The sequence below is a fragment of the Microbacterium sp. TS-1 genome (genome assembly GCF_000509385.1).
Classification (GTDB): domain Bacteria; phylum Actinomycetota; class Actinomycetes; order Actinomycetales; family Microbacteriaceae; genus Microbacterium; species Microbacterium arborescens.
Genome location: NZ_BASQ01000001.1, coordinates 1,093,599 through 1,115,355, shown reverse-complemented (window position 1 = coordinate 1,115,355; position 21,757 = coordinate 1,093,599). Strand labels below are relative to the sequence as shown.

18 protein-coding genes are annotated in these 21,757 nt (G+C 71.2%); 14 read left to right on the top strand and 4 right to left on the bottom strand.

The window, feature by feature from the left end:
* Positions 1-87: 87 nt before the first annotated feature.
* Both aceB and aceA read right to left on the bottom strand, forming a co-directional pair.
* Positions 88-1,650, bottom strand: coding sequence for a malate synthase A (gene aceB / locus MTS1_RS05275; RefSeq protein WP_052007774.1), 1,563 nt, complete (start codon positions 1,648-1,650; stop codon positions 88-90).
* A gap of 197 nt (positions 1,651-1,847) precedes the next feature.
* On the bottom strand, positions 1,848-3,155 hold the full coding sequence (gene aceA / locus MTS1_RS05270; protein ID WP_023952085.1) for an isocitrate lyase: 1,308 nt from the start codon (positions 3,153-3,155) through the stop codon (positions 1,848-1,850).
* A 185-nt stretch (positions 3,156-3,340) separates the two neighbouring features.
* On the opposite strand from aceA, the gene MTS1_RS05265 reads away from it, so the two are divergent.
* Positions 3,341-4,771 carry a helix-turn-helix transcriptional regulator gene (locus MTS1_RS05265; protein WP_144083405.1) on the top strand — a complete coding sequence of 477 codons (1,431 nt, stop codon included), beginning with the start codon at positions 3,341-3,343 and terminating at the stop codon, positions 4,769-4,771.
* Between the two features lie 10 nt (positions 4,772-4,781).
* On the opposite strand, the gene MTS1_RS05260 is transcribed toward MTS1_RS05265, so the two are convergent.
* Positions 4,782-5,438 carry a hypothetical protein gene (locus MTS1_RS05260; protein ID WP_023952081.1) on the bottom strand — a complete coding sequence of 219 codons (657 nt, stop codon included), beginning with the start codon at positions 5,436-5,438 and terminating at the stop codon, positions 4,782-4,784.
* Positions 5,439-5,518: 80 nt separating this feature from the next.
* Between MTS1_RS05260 and MTS1_RS05255 the strand changes: the two genes are divergently transcribed.
* From MTS1_RS05255 to MTS1_RS05230, 6 genes are read left to right on the top strand one after another with little or no spacing between them, the layout of a single operon-like run.
* The gene (locus MTS1_RS05255) at positions 5,519-6,184 is read left to right on the top strand and encodes an HAD family hydrolase (RefSeq protein WP_023952080.1); all 666 of its coding nucleotides are present in this window, start codon (positions 5,519-5,521) and stop codon (positions 6,182-6,184) included.
* Between the two features lie 37 nt (positions 6,185-6,221).
* A complete protein-coding gene (locus MTS1_RS05250) occupies positions 6,222-7,196 on the top strand; it encodes a phosphate/phosphite/phosphonate ABC transporter substrate-binding protein (RefSeq protein WP_023952079.1) in 975 nt (324 codons plus the stop codon).
* Positions 7,193-8,011, top strand: a complete 819-nt coding sequence (phnC, locus tag MTS1_RS05245; RefSeq protein WP_023952078.1) for a phosphonate ABC transporter ATP-binding protein — start codon at positions 7,193-7,195, stop codon at positions 8,009-8,011. Before MTS1_RS05250 ends, phnC begins: the two co-directional genes overlap by 4 nt.
* Positions 8,008-8,808 carry a phosphonate ABC transporter, permease protein PhnE gene (gene phnE, locus MTS1_RS05240; protein ID WP_023952075.1) on the top strand — a complete coding sequence of 267 codons (801 nt, stop codon included), beginning with the start codon at positions 8,008-8,010 and terminating at the stop codon, positions 8,806-8,808. The genes phnC and phnE (MTS1_RS05240) overlap by 4 nt, the downstream gene beginning before the upstream one ends.
* On the top strand, positions 8,805-9,638 hold the full coding sequence (phnE, locus tag MTS1_RS05235; RefSeq protein ID WP_023952073.1) for a phosphonate ABC transporter, permease protein PhnE: 834 nt from the start codon (positions 8,805-8,807) through the stop codon (positions 9,636-9,638). Before phnE (MTS1_RS05240) ends, phnE (MTS1_RS05235) begins: the two co-directional genes overlap by 4 nt.
* Positions 9,628-10,476 carry a MurR/RpiR family transcriptional regulator gene (locus tag MTS1_RS05230; protein WP_023952072.1) on the top strand — a complete coding sequence of 283 codons (849 nt, stop codon included), beginning with the start codon at positions 9,628-9,630 and terminating at the stop codon, positions 10,474-10,476. Before phnE (MTS1_RS05235) ends, MTS1_RS05230 begins: the two co-directional genes overlap by 11 nt.
* Positions 10,477-10,585: 109 nt before the next feature.
* On the opposite strand, the gene MTS1_RS05225 is transcribed toward MTS1_RS05230, so the two are convergent.
* Positions 10,586-12,112: a PucR family transcriptional regulator gene (locus MTS1_RS05225; protein ID WP_081731737.1), complete on the bottom strand. Its 1,527-nt coding sequence runs from the start codon at positions 12,110-12,112 to the stop codon at positions 10,586-10,588.
* A gap of 84 nt (positions 12,113-12,196) precedes the next feature.
* Here MTS1_RS05225 and gabT point away from each other — a divergent pair, with 84 nt between their 5' ends.
* From gabT to MTS1_RS05190, 7 genes are read left to right on the top strand one after another with little or no spacing between them, the layout of a single operon-like run.
* Positions 12,197-13,555, top strand: a complete 1,359-nt coding sequence (gabT, locus tag MTS1_RS05220) for a 4-aminobutyrate--2-oxoglutarate transaminase (protein WP_023952070.1) — start codon at positions 12,197-12,199, stop codon at positions 13,553-13,555.
* A gap of 2 nt (positions 13,556-13,557) precedes the next feature.
* Complete coding sequence (locus MTS1_RS05215) at positions 13,558-15,054, top strand: amino acid permease (protein ID WP_023952069.1); 1,497 nt, start codon at positions 13,558-13,560, stop codon at positions 15,052-15,054.
* Positions 15,047-16,405 (top strand): NAD(P)/FAD-dependent oxidoreductase, encoded by a 1,359-nt coding sequence (locus MTS1_RS05210; RefSeq protein WP_023952068.1) that lies wholly within the window; start codon positions 15,047-15,049, stop codon positions 16,403-16,405. The genes MTS1_RS05215 and MTS1_RS05210 overlap by 8 nt, the downstream gene beginning before the upstream one ends.
* A complete protein-coding gene (locus MTS1_RS05205; RefSeq protein ID WP_023952067.1) occupies positions 16,402-17,304 on the top strand; it encodes a universal stress protein in 903 nt (300 codons plus the stop codon). Before MTS1_RS05210 ends, MTS1_RS05205 begins: the two co-directional genes overlap by 4 nt.
* Positions 17,301-18,860, top strand: a complete 1,560-nt coding sequence (locus MTS1_RS05200; protein ID WP_023952066.1) for an APC family permease — start codon at positions 17,301-17,303, stop codon at positions 18,858-18,860. Before MTS1_RS05205 ends, MTS1_RS05200 begins: the two co-directional genes overlap by 4 nt.
* Positions 18,857-20,323: an NAD-dependent succinate-semialdehyde dehydrogenase gene (locus MTS1_RS05195; RefSeq protein ID WP_023952064.1), complete on the top strand. Its 1,467-nt coding sequence runs from the start codon at positions 18,857-18,859 to the stop codon at positions 20,321-20,323. The genes MTS1_RS05200 and MTS1_RS05195 overlap by 4 nt, the downstream gene beginning before the upstream one ends.
* An 18-nt stretch (positions 20,324-20,341) precedes the next feature.
* Positions 20,342-21,709 (top strand): NAD-dependent succinate-semialdehyde dehydrogenase, encoded by a 1,368-nt coding sequence (locus tag MTS1_RS05190; protein ID WP_023952062.1) that lies wholly within the window; start codon positions 20,342-20,344, stop codon positions 21,707-21,709.
* The last annotated feature ends 48 nt before the right edge of the window (positions 21,710-21,757 follow it).

Here is a 21,757-nt window from a genome sequence, read left to right as displayed (position 1 = left end):
GCCCGGACCCCGTCGACTCGCCAGAAAACGTGGGTCCGGCGGGGCCAGGACCCGCAGTTCGTGGCGAGTCGACGGGGGTGAGGGACCTCAGAGGTACTTCGCGTAGGCGGGGAGGGTCAAAAACGCGGGGAAGTCCGAGCCGAGCGCGACCTCGCGGAACAGGGCCGCGGCGTCGTCGAAGCGGTCGCCGTCGCGGCGGTCGACCTCGACGAGGACCTCGTCGACCAGTGCATCGACCCAGGCGCGGGTGATCGGCGTGCCGTCATCCGTCGTGAGGTCCTGGTGGATCCACTGCCAGATCTGCGAGCGGCTGATCTCGGCTGTGGCGGCATCCTCCATCAGGTCGTCGATCGCGACCGCGCCGATCCCGCGCAGCCAGGCCTCGAGGTAGCGCACGGCGACGGACACGTTCGCGCGCACCCCGGCGGTCGTGATCGGCAGGCCGATGTGGCAGTCGATGAGTTCGGACGCCGCGACCGCGACGTCGTCGCGCTGGCGTTCGAGCTGATTCGGACGGTCGCCGAGCACGGCGTCGAACTCGGCGCGCGCGATCGGGATGAGGTCGGGGTGCGCGACCCACGTGCCGTCGAAACCGTCGCCGGCCTCGCGACGCTTGTCGGCGGCGACCTTCTCGAAGGCGGCGCGCGTGACCTCGGGGTTCCGCCGGTTCGGGATGAAGGCGCTCATCCCGCCGATCGCGTGCGCGCCCCTGCGGTGGCAGGTCTTCACGAGCAGCTCGGTGTACGCGCGCATGAACGGCACCGTCATCGTGACCGCGCTGCGGTCGGGCAAGACGAACCGGGCGCCGCGTCCGCGGTAGTTCTTGATCATCGAGAAGATGTAGTCCCACCGTCCGGCGTTCAGGCCCGCGCAGTGGTCGCGGAGGGCGAAGAGGATCTCGTCCATCTCGAAGGCCGCAGGCAGCGTCTCGATCAGCACGGTCGCGCGGATGGTGCCGTGAGGCAGTCCGAGCCGGCGCTCGGTGAACGAGAAGACGTCGTCCCACAGCTGCGCCTCTTCGCTCGACTCGAGCTTGGCGAGGTAGAAGTACGGCCCACGGCCGCTCTCGACGAGTCGGACGGCGTTGTGGAACGCGTACAGGCCGAAGTCGACGAGCGAGCCGGATGCGTCGAGGGTGCGCCCCGTGCGGTCGGTGTAGGCGAGGTGCTTCTCGGTGAGATGCCAGCCGCGCGGGCGCATGACGATCGTCGGGGTGCGCTCGGCGGTGACGGTGTACCGCCGCCCGTCGGGGCCGGTGTGCTCCAGCTCGCCGCGGATCGCGTCGCGCAGCGACAGCTGCCCGCCGATGACGTTGCGCCAGGTCGGCGAGGTGGCGTCCTCCTGATCGGCGAGCCACACCCGAGCGCCCGAGTTCAGGGCATTGATCGTCATCTTGGGGTCGGTGGGTCCCGTGATCTCCACGCGGCGGTCCTCGAGGCCCGGCCCCGCGCCCGCGACGCGCCACGTGTCGTCCTCGCGGATGTGCGCGGTGTCGCTGCGGAAGGCGGGGTCGGCGCCGTTGCCGATCTCGAAGCGGCGCCGCATCCGGTCGGCGAGGCGGTCGTGCCGTCGCCCCGCGAACCGGTCGTGCAGTGCCGTGACGAAGTCGAGGGCATCGGGCGTGAGGATCTCGTCGAAGCGCGGGTGCATCTCGCCGCGCACCGCGATCGCGGGTTCGTGGGTCTGCACCGCGACGGGGCCCGTCCAGGTGCGTCGCCGGGTCTGGGTGGCTGTCTGTGTCATGGTCATGTTCTCGTCTCCGGTCTTGAGGGCGTCGAGTCGCCAGAGAACGCGGATGCCGGGGGTGCCGGACCGGCACGTCTTGGCGACTCGACGGGTGAAGGGGGTCAGAACTGGGATGCCTCGGTCGATCCGGCCAAGGCGAGGGTGGCGCTGTCGGGGTTGAGCGCCGTCGAGAGGGCGTCGAAGTAGCCGGTGCCTGCTTCACGCTGGTGGCGGGTGGCGGTGTAGCCGTGCGTCTCGGCGTCGAACTCCGCCTGCTGCAGCTCGACGTACGCGCTCATCGCGCGGTCGGCGTAGCCACGGGCGAGATCGAACATCGAGTGGTTGAGGGCGTGGAATCCGGCCAGGGTGATGAACTGGAACCGGTAGCCCAGTTCGGCCAGCTCCGCCTGGAACGTCGCGATCTGCGCGTCGCTGAGGTGCCGCTTCCAGTTGAAGCTCGGCGAGCAGTTGTACGCGAGCAGCTTGCCGGGATGCTCGGCGTGAACGGCCGCGGCGAACTCGCGCGCCAGCTCGATGTCGGGCTCGCCGGTCTCGACCCACAGCAGGTCGGCGAAGGGCGCGAAAGCGAGGCCGCGAGCGATGACCGGGTCGATCCCGGCACGGGTGCGGTAGAAGCCCTCGCTCGTGCGCTCGCCGGTGAGGAAGGGGCGATCGCGCTCGTCGACGTCGCTCGTGATGAGGTCGGCGCCCAGCGCGTCGGTCCGCGCGATGACGATCGCGGGCACGCCCGCGACATCTCCGGCCAGCCGCGCGGCGTTGAGCGTGCGGATGTGCTGGGCCGTCGGCACCAGCACCTTGCCGCCGAGGTGGCCGCACTTCTTCTCGCTCGCGAGCTGGTCTTCCCAGTGAGTCCCGGCGGCACCGGCGGCGATCAGGGATGCCGCGAGCTCGTAGGCGTTCAGCGGACCGCCGAACCCGGCCTCGCCGTCGGCGACGATCGGGGCGAGCCAGTCGCGGGTGCGGCCGCCCTCGGCGTGCTCGATCTGGTCCTGCCGCAACAGCGCGTTGGTGATGCGCCGCACGACGGCCGGCACGGAGTTGGCGGGGTAGAGGCTCTGGTCGGGGTAGGTCTGCCCGGCGAGGTTCGCGTCGGCGGCGACCTGCCAGCCGGACAGATAGATCGCCTTCAGGCCGGCGCGCACCTGCTGGACGGCCTGGCCGCCCGTGTAGGCGCCGAGGGCACGGACGTACTCCTCGGTGTGGAGGAGGTTCCACAGCGACTCGGCACCGCGGCGGGCGAGCGTGGCGTCCTCGCGCACGGAACCTCGCAGCCGGATGACGTCGGCGGCGCGGTACGTGCGCTCGATGCCGTCCCAGCGGGGGTCGGTCTGCCACAGCTCCTCGAGCTCGGCAGCGGTCTGAACCTGGTCGCCGGGCCGCAGCGGACCCGGAGCGGGAATCGTGGTCATCTCGGTCTCCTTCGTCGGAACGGGCGGCTCTGCCCGTCGTGGAGACCACTGTGGGCGAACTAACCCGCGCGGTACGGTCGGATTCGAGGAGAAGATCGGCCGATCTTCTGCTTTCGTGACAGAATCCCGCCATGACGCGCAAGGATGCCGTCGCCGCCGCAGGGGTGGCGCTCGACGATGAGGACATGGACGCCTTCACGATCGGCCGGCGCATCCGGCAGATCCGCACCGGGCGAGGGATGACCCTCGACGACCTCGCCGCGGCCGTCGGGCGCGCGCCGAGCCAGCTCTCGATGATCGAGAACGGTCGCCGCGAGCCGAAGCTCTCGCTGCTCCGCACGATCGCCCGCGCCGTCGGCACCTCGCTCGACGCGCTTCTCGAGTCCGAGGAGCTCGATCCCCGTGCGGCCCTCGAGATCGAGGTCGCCCGGGCGATGACCGGGCCGACGTTCCGGAGTGCCGGGGTCACGCCGTTCCGCATCCCGCGCGCCGTGCCCGACGAGGTGCTGCGCGCCCTTCTCGCACTGCAGGGTGAGATCGAGCGGTTGCACGACGAACGCGCCGCGACCCCCGAGGAGGCGCGGCGCGCGAACGTCGCCCTGCGGCGCCTCATGCGCACGCAGAACAACTACTTCCCCGAGCTGGAGCAGCAGGCGCGGGAGCTGCTGGCGGCGGTCGGGCACCCGGGCGGGCCGCTGACGCAGCGCACCGCGAGCGACATCGCGGGCCACCTCGGGTTCAGTATCCACTACGTCGCGGATCTGCCGCAGACGACCCGCAGCGTCGCCGACCTCGCCCACGGGAGGCTCTATCTGTCGAGCCGCCTCGCTGCCGCGACCCCCGCCGATCCGCGGACCGCCGTGCTGCAGGCGCTGTCGAGCCGCATCCTCGGGCACACCGAGCCGGCCAGCTACGACGAGTTCCTCCGGCAACGGGTGGAGACCAACTACCTCACCGGCGCACTGCTGATCCCCGAGGCGGATGCTGTGCCCGCCCTGCGCGAGGCGAAGGAGCGGCGGGCGATCTCGATCGAAGACCTGCGCGACGCGTACTCGGTGTCGTACGAGACCGCCGCGCGCCGCTTCACGAACCTCGCGACCGAGCACCTCGGCATCGCGGTGCACTTCCTCAAGGTTCACGAGTCGGGGACGATCACGAAGGCGTACGAGAACGACGACGTCGACTTCCCGACCGACCGCCTCGGCGCCATCGAGGGGCAGCTGTGCTGCCGGGAGTGGACGAGCCGGGCGGTCTTCGACGTCGACGACCGCTTCAACCCGTACTATCAGTACACCGATACCGGCAACGGGACCTACTGGTGCACGGCTCGCGTCGAGCATTCGAGCGAGGGGGCGCACTCGGTCAGCGTCGGCGTGCGTTTCGACGACACGAAGTGGTTCCTCGGCCGCGACACACCTCACCGCGGGGTGTCGCGGCACTCGGTCGACGTGTGCTGCCGACGTGCGCCGGCGGGCCTCGAGGAGCGGTGGCGCGCCGCCGCCTGGCCGAACGTGAAGACGCCGCGCACCCTGCTGGCGACGCTGCCGACGGGCGCCTTCCCGGGCGTCGACACGACCGATCTCTACGCGTTCCTGGAGGCGCACGCCCCGTCCTGACCGGCGGGAGTCAGGGGGCGGCGTTCCAGCGGGGGCGGGAGGGGGCGCCGGGGGTGGGCGCGGCCGCGTCGATCGCGGTCAGGACGGCGGCGGCGTCGCCGACGGGAAAGGTCGTCACCAGGCGGATGCCGGCGTCGGTGACGCGCGCGTACACGAGCGCGGCGGGACCCGCCGATGCCGATAGGGCGGTGACGTATTCGCCGCCGGCCTCGGTACGCGACGCTGCGGGGGAGCGGAGCAGGCCGGTCGCCGCACCCGTGACCCGTTCGAGCAACGTCGGCCCGTCGCTCCAGGGCGCGAAGGCGTCGTCGGCGAGCCCGAAGGCGCGGGCGAGCTCGGGGCCGAGCCAGCGCTCGCGCTTCAGGCCGTACGGGGTCGGAGTGAGCGACAGCAGGTACCCGTACACGTGGAGCACGCCGGCGTTCCCGACCGGCCAGGCGCTCGGCTCGCCCGCGAGATCGTGCAGCCGGTCGAAGACCGCGCGGTCGAGCACGGGAGCGCCGACGTTCTCGTCGATGATGGTCGACCGCGACCAGCGCGCGAAGCGACCGGATGCCGCATCCTCGGCGATCGATCGCGAGAGCCACGGGATCGCGTCGAACGCATGCCTCGCATCGCCGGACGCAGAGGTCGCGGCCGCCGCATCGAGTCGTCGGATCTCGTTCATCCGCAGTTCATCGACTGTGGGAGTTATGTCCACGTGTGCACCTAACGATGGACGAAGCGTCCACTCAGAAAGTCCGATCCGTGCCGAACCCTGCTCTCATCATCTTCGATTTCGACGGAACCGTCGCCCTCGGCGACGGGCCGGTGCTCGCATACGCGCGTGCCGCCGCCACTGCCTCCGCCGCGCCGGATCGGTTCCTCGCCCGGGTCGACGATGGGCTGCGCGGCCGACCCACCGGACGCGGAGCGCCGCTCGACGCGTACGACGTCATCCGCCTCGTGGCCGAGGACGCGGGGGTCGGTGCCGAGGCGCTGTCGCGTGCCTACCTCGACAGTCGGGCGCTGCTGGGGACCGATCTCGCCCCCGTCGAGGCGCCGGTCGGGCTCGCAGCGGCGGCCACGCGGCTGCCGGCCGAGTGCGTACTCGTCACCAACGCCCCGGCGATCCGCGTCACCGAGACGCTCGACGCGCTGGGGCTCGGCGACGCCTTCGCGCGCATCGTCACCGACGCGGGCAAGCCCGCCGGGCTCGAACGGCTGCTCGACGCGCCCGAGGTCCGCGACCGCCGGGTGCTCGCGGTCGGCGACATCTGGCGGAACGACCTCGAGCCCGCGCACCGGCGCGGACACGACACCGCGCTCGTCGGCCCGTGGACGGATGCCGCGGCATCCCCGACCTTCTACGCCGACACGCTCACCGAACTGCTGCCGCGCATCGAAGCGTGGGCCGCGGCATCCGCCCCCTGACCCCGAACATCCACCCCTCACCCGAAGGACACCACTCATGCGCACCACCCGTCTCCTCGCCGCCGCGGCCGTCAGCGCGGTCGCCGCGATCGCCCTTGCCGGCTGCGCGGGCTCGCCCGCCGCCGGCGACTCACCCGAGGCCGCCGCCGACCCGACGTCGCTCGTGCTCGCGCTCGTCCCCTCTCAGGACCAGAACGGGCTCGTCGAGACCGCGGCTCCGCTCACCGACTACTTGAGCGACGAGCTCGGCATCGAGGTCACCGGTGTGGTCTCGAAGGACTACCAGGCCGCGGTCGAGGCGATGGGCGCCGGTCAGGCGCAGATCGGGTTCCTCCCGTCGCTGCAGCTGTGGCAGGCCAACGACATGTACGGCGCCGACGTCGTGCTGCAGACCGAGCGCAACGGCAACATCAGCTACCCCGCGCAGTTCATGACGAACAACCCCGACAAGTACTGCGACGACGCTCCCGTCGAGCGCGACGGGATGCTCTTCTGCAACGGTGCCGACGCGATGACGGGCCCCGCGGGCCTGGACTCGATCACCAAGGTGAAGGGTGCGAAGGTCGCCGTGCTCGGGCCCGGGTCGCCCGCCGGCTACATCTACCCGATCCTCGCTCTGCAGGAGGCCGGGCTCGACACCGACAGCGACATCGATCAGCTGCCCGTGACCGCGAACGACGCGTCCGTGCTCGCCGTCTACAACGGCGACGCCGAAGTCGGGTTCAGCTTCTGGGACGCGCGCACGATCGTGAAGAAGGACACCCCGGATGTCGGGCAGAAGGTCGTCGTGTTCGCCATGACCGAGGAGATCCCCAACGATGGTGTCGCGCTGAGCGCGGACCTCTCGCCCGAGCTGCGCGAGCGCATCGCCACCGCGCTCGAGGACTTCTCGAACACCCCGGAGGGCTCGGAGGTGCTCCAGAGCATCTACTCGATCACCAAGCTCGCGCCCGCCGACGCGTCGTCGCTCGACGTCGTCGCTCGCGCCGCGCAGGCGCTCGGCCTGCAGTGACCGACACCACTGCACGCGATGCCGGGGCCTCGGTCCCGGCATCGCCGTCCGGCATCCGGCTGCACGACGTCACGGTTCGCTACCCGAACGGCACCCTCGGCCTGCGCGGGGTCTCCCTCGAGATCGGTGCGGGCGAGATGGTCGCCGTCGTCGGCCTCTCGGGGTCGGGGAAGTCGACGCTCATCCGCACGATCAACGGCCTCGTCCCCGTGACCTCGGGCGTGCTGGAGGTCGGCGGTGTGCGCGTCGACACGGCCCGCGGGCGCGAGCTGCGCCGGCTGCGGGGCGACATCGGGATGGTGTTCCAGGGCTTCAACCTCGCCGGTCGCACGAGCGTCCTCAACAACGTCCTCGTCGGCCGCCTCGCCCATACCCCGGTGTGGCGCACCCTGCTGGGCGCCTACCGGTCGGAAGACCGTCGCCTCGCGTTCGAGGCGCTCGATCGCGTCGGGATGCTGCCGCGGGTCTGGGATCGCGCCGCCGCTCTCTCGGGCGGTCAGCAGCAGCGCGTCGCGATCGCCCGCGCCCTCGCCCAGCAGCCGCGCATCGTCCTGGCCGATGAGCCGGTCGCGAGCCTCGACCCGCCCACCGCGCACGGAGTGATGAAAGACCTCCAGCGCATCAACACCGAGCTCGGCATCACGGTGCTGGTGAACCTGCACCTGCTCGACCTGGCGCGCACCTACGGCGTGCGGCTGATCGGGATGCGGGCGGGCGAGGTCGTCTACGACGGCTCGGCAGCGGAGGCATCCGACGCGGACTTCGCCGGCATCTACGGGCGATCGCTGACGGCCGAAGACCGGCTCGACGCATGAGTGCGCCCGCACTCGTCGTCCCGCCGCGCCCCCGCGGACGCGCGGTGCCCTGGCTGATCGCGGGGATCGTCGCCGCGATCACCGTGGTCACCTGCCTCCCGGGAATCGGCGTCGGCCTCGACCTGTCGGGCATCGCGCGCAACTGGCAGCACGGAGCCGACAAGGTGCTCGGGTTGCTGCAGCCGGACTGGTCGTTCTTCCCGCGCACCATCGGTCCGTTGCTGGAGACGCTCCAGATGGCGGTGATCGGCACCGCGGTGGGGGCCGCGCTGTCGCTGCCGCTGAGTCTGTGGGCGGCTCGGCCGACCAACCCGCATCCGGTGCTGCGCACTGCCGTCCGGGCGCTGCTCAACGTCGTCCGGAGCGTTCCCGACCTGCTTTCGGCGGCGATCCTGGTGGCGATGGTGGGGGTGGGCGCGCTGCCCGGCATCCTCGCCCTCGTGCTCTTCAACGTCGGCATCATCGTGAAGCTCGTCTCCGAGCAGATCGACGCGATGGACACGGGGCCGCTCGAAGCGGGCCGCGCCGCGGGCGGGACGCAGCTCCAGATCAACCGCACCCTCGCCCTGCCCGACACCTGGCCCGCGTTCGCGGCGCAGACGCTGTACGTCCTCGAGCTCAACGTCCGCGCCTCAACCGTCCTGGGGCTCGTCGGCGCCGGCGGCATGGGCCTCATCATCGACGCCGTGCGCACCTACTACCGATACGACCAGCTGTCGCTCATCATCCTGGAGATCCTCGTCGTCGTGCTCGTCATCGACGCCGCCAGCTCCGCTCTTCGCCGGAGGCTCGCATGACCGCTCCCGTCCTCACCGGGCCGCCCCGGGCATCGGAAGGCGCCGTGCCGGGACGCCCGCGTCGGCTCGTGCGCGACCTCATCGCCGCAGCCGTGGCCGTCGTCGTCATCCTGGCGTTCTGGTCGGTCGACATCACCTGGTCGCGGCTGACCGACCTGCCCGCCGAGCTCGTGCGCTACGGCTGGCTCATGTTCTCGTCGCCGACGTGGGAGAAGCTGCCCGACGCCCTGTGGCAGACGTGGCAGAGCGTCCAGATGGCGTGGGTCGGGACCGTGCTCGGCGTCATCGTGGCCACACCGCTCAGTCTGGTGGCGGCCCGGGGTTTCGGTCCGGCGTGGCTGCGCTCGATCCTGCGGTTCGTGTTCTCGACGATCCGCGCCGTTCCCGAGATCATCTTCGCGATCATCATCCTCTCCATGACCGGCCTCACGCCGCTCACGGGGGCGCTCGCCCTCGCCGTGAACGGCATCGGCACCCTCGGCAAGTGGGGGTACGAAGCCGTCGAAGCCGTCCCCGCCGGACCCATCGAAGCGGCGCGCGCGGCCGGCGGCAGCCCGGCGCAGGTGCTGCGATGGGGCGTGTGGCCGCAGGCGACCCCGGTGTTCCTGTCGTTCTGGCTCTACCGCTTCGAGATCAACGTCCGCTCGTCGGCCGTCCTCGGACTCATCGGCGTCGGCGGCATCGGCGACATGCTGACGACCTACACCCAGTACCGTGAGTGGTCGACGGTGGGGATGCTGCTGATCGTCGTGATCGTCGTCACGATGGCGATCGACGGCATCTCGGGCCGCATCCGCCGACGGATCATGGAGGGCGCACGTGTCCGGTAACGCTCCGCCGACCGTGCGCATCCAGGCGCTCCGCAACGGGCTGCAGCCGACCGAGCGCCGCGTCGCGGACGTGATCCTCGACGCGCCCGAGGTCGTCGTCGAACTCACCGCGCAGCAGCTGGCCGATCGAGCGGGGGTCGCCCGTTCGTCGGTCGTCCGCGCCTGTCAGACGTTCGGGTTCCGCGGCTATCCGCAGCTGCGGGTCGCGCTCGCCGCCGAGCTCGGAGCCGTCGCGCCGGCGGCATCCGACCACGGTGACGGGGCGCTCGGGCGCGTGCGCAGGTCGATCGATCGAGCCGCGGCGGCGCTGCCGGCGTCGACGAGTCTGCTCGACGCCGACGAGGTCGAGCGAGCGGTGACGGCTGTCGTCGGCGCCGGGAGGCTGCTGGTCGTCGCCAACGGACTCTCGTCGCCGGTCGCGAGCGATCTCGCGATGCGCCTGACCGCCGTGGGGCGGCCCGCCGAGGTGATCGCCGACGTCATCGCGCAGCAGATCTCCGCTCGGCAGCTCGGCAGTCGTGACGTCTGCATCGTCGTGAGCGGCTCGGGCGCGAACGAGGCGAGTCTGCGGGCCGCGGCGGCGGCCGCCAGCGGGGGAGCCGTTGTGATCGCGATTACCTCGTTCGCGGCATCCCCGCTCGTCGAGCGCGCCACGCACGCCCTCGTCATCGCGCCTGCCGGGACGAGCTTCCGCGACGAGCTCGAGCACACGTCGCGCGCGGCGCACGCGCTGTTCGTCGAGGCGCTCGCCGACGAGGTGGCCGCGCGCCTGCCCGGCGGGGCGAGCGCCGTGCGCGCGCAGGTGCTCGAGGTCCTCTCCGACAACCTCGGCGCCTGACCCCCTCGCCCCCTTCTCCCCGTCGACTCGCCAGAAACGGCGGATGCGGCGGGGCCCGGATCCGCATTTCGTGGCGAGTCGACGGGAAGAGGCGGGAAGAGGCGGGGGGTCAGGGGGAGAGGCGGAGGGCCGTCCAGACGGCGGCACGATCGGCGAAGGTCGACAGGTCGCGGCCGAGCAGGCGCTGGGCCAGAGCGATGCGCGTACGGACGGTGTGCCGGTGCACCCCGAGGGCCCGAGCAGTCGCCTCATGCGCGCCGTCGTGATCGAGCCAGGCGACGAGCGTCGCCTCGAGCGCCGTGCCGTGACGGGCGTCATGGGTGCGCAGGGGTGCGAGCTCGGCTCCGGCCCGGGCGCGAGAGGGCGCCGTCGCGAGATCGTCGAGCAGATCGCCCGGGGCATCGACGACATCGGTGACGGCACCCGGACGCCCGCGGTCGCGCGCGAGCCGGGCACGGTCGCGGGCCGCCGTCACGTCGTCGTCGGTCGCGGCGGCGGCGGTTCCGAGCCGCCACGACAGCCGCGCGGCGATGTCGTCGAGCACCTGCCGTTCGCCCGCCCCGACGATCAGGAGCACTCCGTCCTCGTCGCGACCGTAGAACAGCCGTCCCCCCGCGGCGTGATTGTCGAGCACCTCGCGGGCGCCGGTCGGGGCGTGAGCATCGGCCACGGCGACGACGTATGGCGCGGCGGGGAAGCCGCCCCAGGCATCGGTCGCCACCTTCCGCGCGAGGGTGAGATGCCCGTCGACGAGCAGGTCGACGAGCGCCGCCCGCAGTCCGCTCCACGCTCCCGCGGTCATCCGGCGCTGCTCGAGAGCGAGGCCCGTCATCGCGACGACGGCGGTGACGACAGCCCGGGCATCCTGGTCGAGCTCGATGCCGACGGTGACGAGGACGCCCCGCTGACCCGCCGAGCCGAGGGTCTGCAGCGTCACGGTGTGCCCCGCCAGCCGCATCGCCGCACCTGTCCCGCCGCCCCTGCGCAGGAGGGCCGCCGCCTCGGCGTCGACGGCCCGGCGCAGGTCGTCGTCGACCGACGACCCGGCGGTCGAGTGCTCGTGCGTCAGCGCGCCCGAGGCGTCGTAGAGGCCGACCCACGCCCCGAGCTGGCGCGCGAGCTCGGCGAGCGTCGCGTCGAAGCCGTCGGGGCGCAGAGCGGCGATCGCGAGGGCGCGCTGCGCGTCGAGCGCCCAGCTGCGCCGGGCGTACGCCTGTGCCGCGATGGCCTCGGCCGCCGCTCGGGCGACGGCGATGAACGGCGTGCGGTACGGCACCTCGAACAGCGGCATTCCCGCCGTCGTGCACGCGGTCCGGAGCGCATCGGGGATGCCGTCGCGGACCACCTCCGTGCCGAAGCCGAGCCCCCGGACACCGCGCGCCCGCAGGCGGCCGACATAGGCCTCCGCCTCTGCGTCCGCGTCGTCGTCTCCGGCGAACTGGGTGCCCGTCGTGAGCAGGATCACGTCTTCCGAGAGGAAGGGCGTCGGGTCGGCGAGATCCGAGCTGTGCACCCAGCGCACGGGCGCGTCGAGGTTGGCGTCGTCGGCCGGCGTCGCGAGGCGCAGATCGAGCTCGCGCCGGGCCAGCAGAGCGCGGATCGTCGGCGACGGGGGAGCGGCGGCGGGCATCGGCATCCTGTACATGCTGGCGATAAGAGGTGGCATCACTGTACAACCCGGTGAATGCGGGTTGCGCGACGCGCGTCCTACTGTCGCGGAATGAGCACCACGACCTCGACGCCGACCATCCCCCTCGGCGGCCCGACCCTCCCGCAGGAGCGCCGCGTCGTCACCGCGATCCCCGGACCTCGCTCCGAGGAACTGCTGGCCCGCAAGGCAGCCGCCGTCCCGGCCGGTGTCGGCCACACCGCGCCGATCCATGCCGTCGCCGCGGGCGGCGGAGTCGTCGTCGACGCCGACGGGAACTCGCTCATCGACCTCGGCTCGGGCATCGCCGTGACCTCGGTGGGCAACGCGCATCCCGCCGTCGTCGCCGCTGTGCAGGCGCAGGTCGCGCAGTTCACCCACACCTGCTTCATGATCTCGCCGTACGAGTCGTACGTCGCCGTCGCCGAAGCCCTCAACCGGCTCACCCCGGGCGACCACGAGAAGAAGACCGCGCTGTTCAACTCGGGCGCCGAAGCGGTCGAGAACGCCGTGAAGATCGCTCGCAAGGCGACCGGCCGCCAGGCGGTCGTCGCCTTCGACCACGGCTACCACGGCCGGACGAACCTCACGATGGCGCTCACCGCGAAGTCGATGCCCTACAAGAGCGGATTCGGGCCGTTCGCCCCCGAGGTCTACCGTGCGCCGCTGTCGTACCCGTTCCGCGACGGGCTGTCGGGCCCGGATGCCGCAGCCCGCGCGATCTCGCAGATCGAGAAGCAGATCGGAGCCGACAACCTCGCCGCCGTCATCATCGAGCCCATCCAGGGCGAGGGCGGGTTCATCGTCCCCGCCGACGGGTTCCTGCCGGCGGTCGCCGACTGGTGCCGCGAGAACGGCGTCGTGTTCATCGCCGACGAAGTCCAGACCGGCTTCGCTCGCACCGGTGCCATGTTCGCCAGCGAGCACTTCGGCATCGTCCCCGACCTGATCACGACCGCGAAGGGCATCGCGGCGGGCCTGCCGCTCGCCGCGGTCACCGGGCGCGCCGACCTCATGGACGCCTCGCACCCCGGTGGCCTCGGCGGCACGTATGGTGGCAACCCGGTCGCGTGCGCGGCGGCGCTCGCCGCGATCGACGCCTTCGAGAACGACGGCCTGATCGAGCGAGCTCAGCAGATCGGGGCGCGCCTGACGGCCCGGCTGAACGCGATGCGCGAGAGCGACCCCCGCATCGGGGATGTGCGCGGGCTCGGCGCGATGATCGCCGCGGAGTTCGTCGACCCCGCCACCGGCGCCCCCGACGCCGCGCTGACGTCGGCGATCGCGAAGGCGTGCATCGCGGAGGGCGTCATCGTCCTCACGTGCGGCACCTACGGCAACGTCATCCGGTTCCTTCCGCCGCTGTCGATCGGCGACGAGCTGCTCGACGACGGCCTCGACGTCATCGCTGCGGCGCTCGGGCGGGTCTGAGCGTGGCGGCCCCGAGCTCCAGCGGCTGGAAGAACCCGGTCTCGCCCGAGACGTCCGCGGGGCTCGGGGCGGTGACGAAAGCGCGCTCGAACAAGCTGCGGTCGCGCCACGTCACGATGATCACGCTCGGCGGCATCATCGGCGCGAGCCTGTTCGTGGGGTCGGGCAACGTCATCCGCACGGTCGGGCCGGCCGCGGTCCTGTCCTACCTGCTGGGCGGTCTGCTGGTCTTCCTCGCGATGCGCATGCTCGGCGAGATGGCGGCGTCGCGTCCGGCGATCGGCTCGTTCATGGAGTACGCCCGCGTCGGACTCGGCGACTGGGCGGCCTATCTCGTCGGCTGGCTCTACTGGTACTTCTGGGTCGGCGTGCTCGCCTACGAGGCGGTGCTCGGCGGCGAGACGATGCACACCTGGTTCCCCGGCGTCCCCTCGTGGGGCTGGTCGCTGATCCTCCTGGCGGTCTTCGTCGGGACGAACGTCATCTCGGTCCGCACGTTCGGCGAGGTGGAGTTCTGGCTCGCCAGCATCAAGGTGCTCGCGATCGTGGTGTTCCTGGGCGCCGGCATCCTCTTCGCCCTCGGGCTGTGGCCGCAGGCGACCTTCGCCGTCCCCAACCTGTGGGAGCACGGCGGGTTCGCCCCCAACGGCATCGGCGTCGCCTTCACCGGGGTGGCCCTCGTGATCTTCTCCTACTTCGGCACCGAGATCGCCGTCATGGCGTCGGCCGAATCCGTCGATCCCGCCAAGGGCATCCGACAGGCGACGAGCACCATCATCTGGCGCATCCTGCTGTTTTTCGTCGGTTCGGTGCTCGTGATCGTCACCGTCGTGCCCTGGGACGAGCTGCCGGCACCGACGGATGTCGCGAACGCGCCGTTCACCGTCGCGCTGTCGCGCTTCGGCATCCCTGGCGCCGACGTCATCATGCAGCTCGTGATCTTCACGGCGGTCATCTCGGTGCTCAACTCGGGGCTGTACTCGGCCTCGCGGATGTTCTCGGCGCTCGCCGACAAGGGCTTCGCCCCGAAGATCGTCGCGCAGCGCTCGCGCAACGGTGTTCCGGTGATGGCGCTGCTGGCCTCGACGATCGGCGGGCTCATCGCGACGCTCGTGAACTTCCTCACGCCGGGGTCGGGCATCTTCGACTTCATCATGAACTCGGCCGGCCTCGTCGCGCTCTTCGTGTACGTCTTCATCGCCCTCACCCAGCTGCGTCTGCGTCAGCGGATGACGCCCGAGGAGGTGGCCGCGCTCAAGCTGAAGATGTGGCTGCACCCGTGGCTCAACATCTTCCTCATCGTCGCGATCGCCGCCGTCGTGGTGGTCATGCTCACGACCGAGTCGGGGCGTTCGCAGGTGTGGACGAGTCTCATCGCCACCGGTGTACTACTGGTGTTCTGGCCGCTCGTGCGCCGCAACCTGCGCGCCCGTCGGCTCGACCGGGAGAGTGTCGCCCCGGTCACGGGTTCTGCCAACGAAGGAGTCGGAAATGACTGAGATCACCCGCGACGTCGCGATCGTCGGAGCCGGCGCGGCCGGACTGACCGCCGCGAACGACCTGAGGAAGGCCGGGCTGTCGGTCGTCGTGCTCGAGGCGCGCGACCGCGTCGGCGGACGTCTGTGGACCGATGAGATCGACGGCGCCATGCTCGAGCTCGGCGGCCAGTGGGTCTCGCCCGACCAGCACGCGCTGATCGACACGCTCGCCGACCTCGGACTCGAGACGTACACGCGGTACCGCGACGGCGACAGCGTGTACGTCGGTCCGGACGGGCAGGCGCGACGCTTCCGCGGCGAGATGTTCCCGGTGGCGCCGGAGACCGAACGGGTCATCGACGAGATCACCGCGCGGCTGGACGCGATGGTCGCCGAGATCGACCCCGACCGGCCGTGGGCGCACGAGAAGGCGGCCGAGTGGGACCGCATCTCGTGGGACGCCTGGCTGCGACAGCAGACCGACGACGACGAGGCGGTGCGCAACCTCGCGTTCGCCACGGGATCGGCGATGCTCACCAAGCCGACGCACACCTTCTCGCTGCTGCAGTCGCTGCTCATGGCGGCGTCGGCGGGGTCGTACTCGCATCTGGTCGACGCGGACTTCATCCTCGACAAGCGCGTCGTCGGAGGTCTGCAGCAGGTGCCGCTGCGCCTCGCGGAGCGACTGGGCGAGGACGTCCTGCTCGCTCAGCCGGTGCGCTCGATCGAGTACTCCGACGCGGGCGCGGTCGTCCGCACCGACGACATCACGGTGCGGGCGCGTCACGTCGTGCTCGCCCTGGCACCGGTGCTCTACAACCGCATCTCGTTCTCGCCGCCGCTGCCGCGTCTGAAGCACCAGATGCACCAGCACTTCTCGATGGGCTTCGTCATCAAGGTGCACGCCGTCTACGACCGGCCGTTCTGGCGCGAGCAGGGGCTGTCGGGCACCGCTTTCAGCCCGTACGAGCTGTCGCACGAGGCGTACGACAACACCAACCACGGCGACGAGCGGGGCACGCTCGTCGGGTTCGTCTCCGACCAGAACGCCGACGACCTCTTCCGCCTGTCGGCGGATGAGCGGCGCGAGCGCATCCTCGAGTCGCTGTCGCACTACTACGGACCCGAGGCGAAGAACCCGATCGTCTACTACGAGAGCGACTGGGGCAGCGAGGAGTGGACGCGAGGCGCGTACGCCGCGAGCTTCGACCTGGGCGGCCTGACCCGTTACGGCGCTGAGCAGCTCGAGCTCGTCGCGCCCCTGCACGTCGCGTGCAGCGACCTCGCCGGACTCGGCTACCAGCACGTCGACGGCGCGATCCGCATGGGCCACCGCGTCGCCGACGAGATCCTCGAAGCGGACCGCGCATGAGTCGGTCGGCGTCCGCCGGCCGCATCGTCGTCGGATACACCGCGACCAAGGCGGGGCGGGATGCCGTGGCCTTCGCGAGTCGCCTCGGGGCGGCATCCGGGGCCGCGCTCCACCTCGTGCTCGTGCTCCCCGCCCAGAAGCCGGGCATCGTGCCGCCCGATGCCGGCTATGAGCGGCTGCTGCGCGAGCAGGCCGCCGGCTGGCTGCGGGAGGGCGCCGCGGAGGTTCCCGAGGGTGTGTCGCACCGCGCCCACGTCCGCTACGGCGAGTCGGTCGCGGCGGGGCTCATCGACACCGCCGACGAGCTGGGGGCCTCGCTCATCGTCGTCGGGGCGGCCGACGGCGGCAACCGGGGCCGGCACCGGCTCGGCACGACGACGACCGAGCTCGTGCACTCGTCCGACGTGCCGGTCGCCCTGGTTCCGCGCGGCGCGCGGCGGGTTCCGGTCGAGACCGGCATCACGCGGCTGACCGCCGCCGTGGGCGAGCGCGAGGGCACGGAACTCCTCGTCGAGGCGACCATCCGGCTCGCCGCGGCGACCGCGGCGCCGGTGCGGCTGCTCTCGCTCGTCGCCCTCGACCTGCCCGCGGGCCTCGACACCGGCGCCATCCGCACGGTCGGTCAGAACCACGCGCAGGAGGTGCTCGACGAGGTCCGTTCGGCGCTTCCGTCCGACGCCGAGGTGACCGCCGTGGTCGCGGCCGGCGACGGCATCGAGGACGCCGTGTCGCACCTCGAGTGGGAAGCCGGTGAGGTCGTCATCGTCGGCTCCAGCCGTCTCGCCCAGCCGCGACGGCTCTTCCTCGGCTCCACGGCGGCGCGGATGCTGCGCGTCGTGACCGCCCCCATGATCGTGGTGCCCCGCACCCGCAGCGACCGCGAAGGAGCGAGCGCATGACCCGAGCAGAACAGGCGGGGGTGCCCGCGGGCGACCCCGTCACCGGCGGCATCTCCCGGAAGGGGCTGAGCGCCGGGACCGTCGGCCTCATCGGAGCGGTCGTCATCGGCATCTCCTGCATCGCCCCGGCCTACACCTTCACCGCGGCGGTCGGGCCGACGGCATCCGTCGTGGGCACCCAGGTGCCGGCGATCGTGCTCGTCGGCTTCATCCCGATGCTGCTCGTCGCGTTCGGGTATCGCGAGCTCAACAACCGCATGCCCGACTCCGGCACCAGCTTCACGTGGGCGACGCGCGCCTTCGGCCCGTGGATCGGGTGGATGGCCGGTTGGGGGCTGGTCGCTGCGACCATCCTCGTGCTCTCGAACCTCGCGGGTGTCGCCGTCGACTTCCTCTTCCTGTTGATCGCCCAGCTCACCGGGCAGGAGTCGATCGCCGGCCTCGCCTCGGTGGTCTGGATCAACGTCCTCGTCTGCGTCCTGTTCGTCGCCGCGGCGACCTTCATCTCTTACCGCGACATGCAGACGACTCAGAAGCTGCAGTACGGGCTCGTCGCCTTCCAAGTGGTCGTCCTCGTACTGTTCGCCATCGCGGCGATCGTCGAGGCGGTCTCGGGCAACGCCTTCGACGCCACGGCGTTCGACTGGTCGTGGTTCAACCCGTTCGCCGTGCCGACGTTCAGCGCCTTCGCCGCCGGGCTGTCGCTGTCGATCTTCATCTTCTGGGGCTGGGACGTCACCCTGACGATGAACGAGGAGACCAAGGACCCCGAGCGCACACCGGGCCGCGCCGCGACCATCACGGTCGTCATGATCGTCGCGCTCTACCTGCTGCTCGCGATCGCGATGATCATGTTCGCCGGCGTCGGCACGGGCGAGCTCGGACTCGGCAACGAAGACATCCAGGAGAACGTCTTCTTCCATCTCTCGGGACCGATCCTCGGCCCGCTCGCGTTCCTCGTCTCGCTCGCCGTGCTCACCAGCTCGGCGTCGTCACTGCAGTCGACCTTCGTCGGGCCGGCGCGCACACTGCTCGCGATGGGCCACTACGGTGCCCTCCCCGAGAGTTTCGCGAAGGTGAGCCCGCGGTTCTTCACGCCCGGCTACGCCACGATCGTCTCGGCGATCGTCGCGTCGGGCTTCTACGTCGTCATGCGCATCGTCAGCGAGAACGTGCTGTGGGACACCATCCTCGCGCTCGGCATGATGATCTGCTTCTACTACGGCCTGACGGCGTTCGCCTGCGTCTGGTACTTCCGGCGCCAGTGGTTCGACTCGGTGCGGAACGTCTTCTTCACGTTCCTCTTCCCGCTCGTGGGCGGCGTCATCCTGGCGGTGCTGTTCGTGACGACGCTCATCGACACGATGGATCCCGCGTACGGCAGCGGGTCGCAGATCGGCGGCATCGGCCTGGTGTTCATCCTCGGCGTGGGAGTCATCCTCGTCGGCGTCGTCGTGATGGTGTGGCAGGCCGTGAAGCGCCCCGCGTTCTTCCGGGGCGAGACTTTGACCAAGGATGCGCCGGCGAGCCGGCGCGCGAGAGGAGTGGCGCGATGACGCACGAGAACGAGACACGACTGCTGGCGGGAATCGAACGCGGCCTCTTCATCGGTGGCGAGTGGGTGGATGCCGAGGGCGGCGCGACCTTCCCGGTCACCGACCCCTCGACCGGTCGCACGCTCATCGAGATCGCCGACGCCTCGCCGGCAGACGGCATCCGCGCCCTCGACGCCGCTGTCGCCGCGCAGGAGGAGTGGGCCGCCACCGCGCCCCGAGTGCGCAGCGACATCCTGCGCCGCGCGTTCGACCTCGTGCAGGAGCGCAAGGAGGACCTGGCGCTGCTGATGACGCTCGAGATGGGCAAGCCGCTCGCCGAGGCGCGCGGCGAGGTCGTCTACGGCGGTGAGTTCCTGCGGTGGTTCAGCGAAGAGGCCGTGCGCATCTCGGGCCGATACGGCCTCAACCCCGAGGGCACCGGCCGCATGGTCGTCTCGCAGCGTCCCGTCGGCCCCTCGTTCTTCATCACGCCGTGGAACTTCCCGCTCGCGATGGCGACGCGCAAGATCGCCCCGGCGCTGGCGGCCGGGTGCACCGTCGTGGTCAAGCCCGCGGCGCTCACGCCACTCACCACGACGCTGTTCGTCCAGATCCTGCAGGAGGCGGGCCTCCCGGCGGGCGTCGTGAACGTCGTCAACGCGACGCGCTCGAGCGAGGTCGCCGCGCCCATCATCGCCGACCCCCGGCTGCGGAAGCTCTCGTTCACCGGCTCGACCCCGGTCGGCCGCAAGCTCATCGAGCAGGCGGCGGAGGGCGTGCTGCGGGTCTCGATGGAGCTCGGCGGCAACGCGCCGTTCGTCGTGTTCGACGACGCCGACCTCGACAAGGCGGTGGAGGGCGCGATGCTCGCGAAGTTCCGAAACATCGGGCAGGCCTGCACCGCGGCCAACCGCTTCATCGTGCACGAGTCGATCGCCGACGAGTTCGCCGACCGGCTCACCGAGCGCGTCTCGGCGATGAAGATCGGTCGCGGAACCGAGGACGGTGTGCAGATCGGGCCGCTCATCGACGAGAAGGCGGTCGCGAAGACCGGCGCGCTCGTCGAGGACGCCGTCGCACGGGGTGCCACGGTGCGCACCGGCGGTTCCGCGATCGACGGGGAGGGGACGTTCTTCGAGCCCACGGTCGTGACCGAGGTCGCCGCGGGCAGCGACATCCTGCGCGAGGAGATCTTCGGACCTGTCCTGGCGATCGCGACCTTCGCGGATGAGGACGAGGCCGTGCGCCTGGCCAACGACACCGAGTACGGACTGGTCTCGTACGTGTTCACGCAGGATCTCGCGCGCGGCCACCGGATGATCGATCGCCTCGAGACCGGCATGATGGGCCTGAACGTCGGGGTCGTCTCGAACGCGGCGGCCCCGTTCGGCGGTGTGAAGCAGTCGGGAATCGGGCGCGAGGGCGGACTCGAGGGCATCCACGAGTACCTCTCGACGAAGTACACCCTGATCCCCGCCGACTGACGAGACGAAGGAGAACCGATGAGCACGTATGCCGTGACCAACCCCGCCACCGGCGAGACGCTGGCGACGTACGACCCCGCGACCGACGAGGACGTCGAGCGGGCCCTGGCCGCCGCGGACGAGGCGTACCGCACCTGGTCGCGCGTCGTCGCGCCGGCCGAGCGGGCCGACCGGCTTCGCCGCGTGGCCGAGCTGCACCGTGAGCGCCGAGACGAGCTGGCCGCGATCATCGTGCGCGAGATGGGCAAGCCGCTCGCCGCGGCGGAGGGCGAGGTCGATTTCGCCGCCGACATCACCGCGTACTACGCCGACCACATCGACGAGATCACCGGCGACACCCCGATCCCGATCGAGGGGGAGGGTGCCGCGGTCATCCGTCGTAGCCCGCTCGGCGTGCTGCTCGGGATCATGCCGTGGAACTTCCCGTACTATCAGGTGGCCCGCTTCGCGGCGCCGAACATCGCGGTCGGGAACACCATCCTGCTCAAGCACGCGCCCCAGTGCCCCGAGTCCGCCGCCGCGATCGACGCGATCTATCGCGACGCGGGGTTCCCGGCGGGGGTCTACACGAACCTGTACCTGAGCAACGAGCAGGCCGCCGATGTGATCGCCGACCGCCGCGTGCAGGGCGTCTCGGTGACCGGGTCGGAGCGCGCGGGATCGGCGGTCGCCGAGATCGCCGGTCGCAACCTGAAGAAGGTCGCGCTCGAGCTCGGTGGGTCAGACCCCTTCATCCTGCTCTCGACTGACGATCTGGATGCGGCGGTGTCGGCGGCCGTCGAGGCGCGTCTGGACAACGTGGGACAGTCGTGCAACGGTGCGAAGCGGTTCATCGTGGTCGACGGGCTCTACGACGCCTTCGTCGAGAGGTTCGCGGCGGCGCTGGCCGACGCGAAGGTCGGCGACCCGTTCGCCGACGACACGGTGCTCGGGCCGCTGTCGTCGCTCACGGCGGCGGAGCGGCTGGCGGAGCAGGTAGACCGAGCCGTGGCGCAGGGGGCGACCCTCGTGACCGGGGGACGCCGCGACGGCGCCTTCTACCCGGGCACGGTGCTCACCGGCGTGACGCCGGAGATGGATGCCTACCGCGAGGAGTTCTTCGGTCCCGTCGGCGTCGTCTACCGGGTGGCGAATGAGGCCGAGGCGATCGAGCTCGCCAACGACACCCCGTTCGGGCTCGGTTCCTACGTGTTCACGACGGATGCCGAGCAGGCTGAGCGTGTGGCCGATGCGATCGACGCGGGCATGGTCTACATCAACCTCGTGCTCGCGGACGAGGCCGGGCTGCCGTTCGGCGGGGTCAAGCGCAGCGGCACGTCTCGCGAGCTCGGGCTCCTCGCCGCCGACGAGTTCGTGAACAAGAAGCTGATCCGCACGGGCGCCTGACCCGTCGCGGAGCCCGCGATAACCACGAAGGGCGCGCCGAGTGGATCG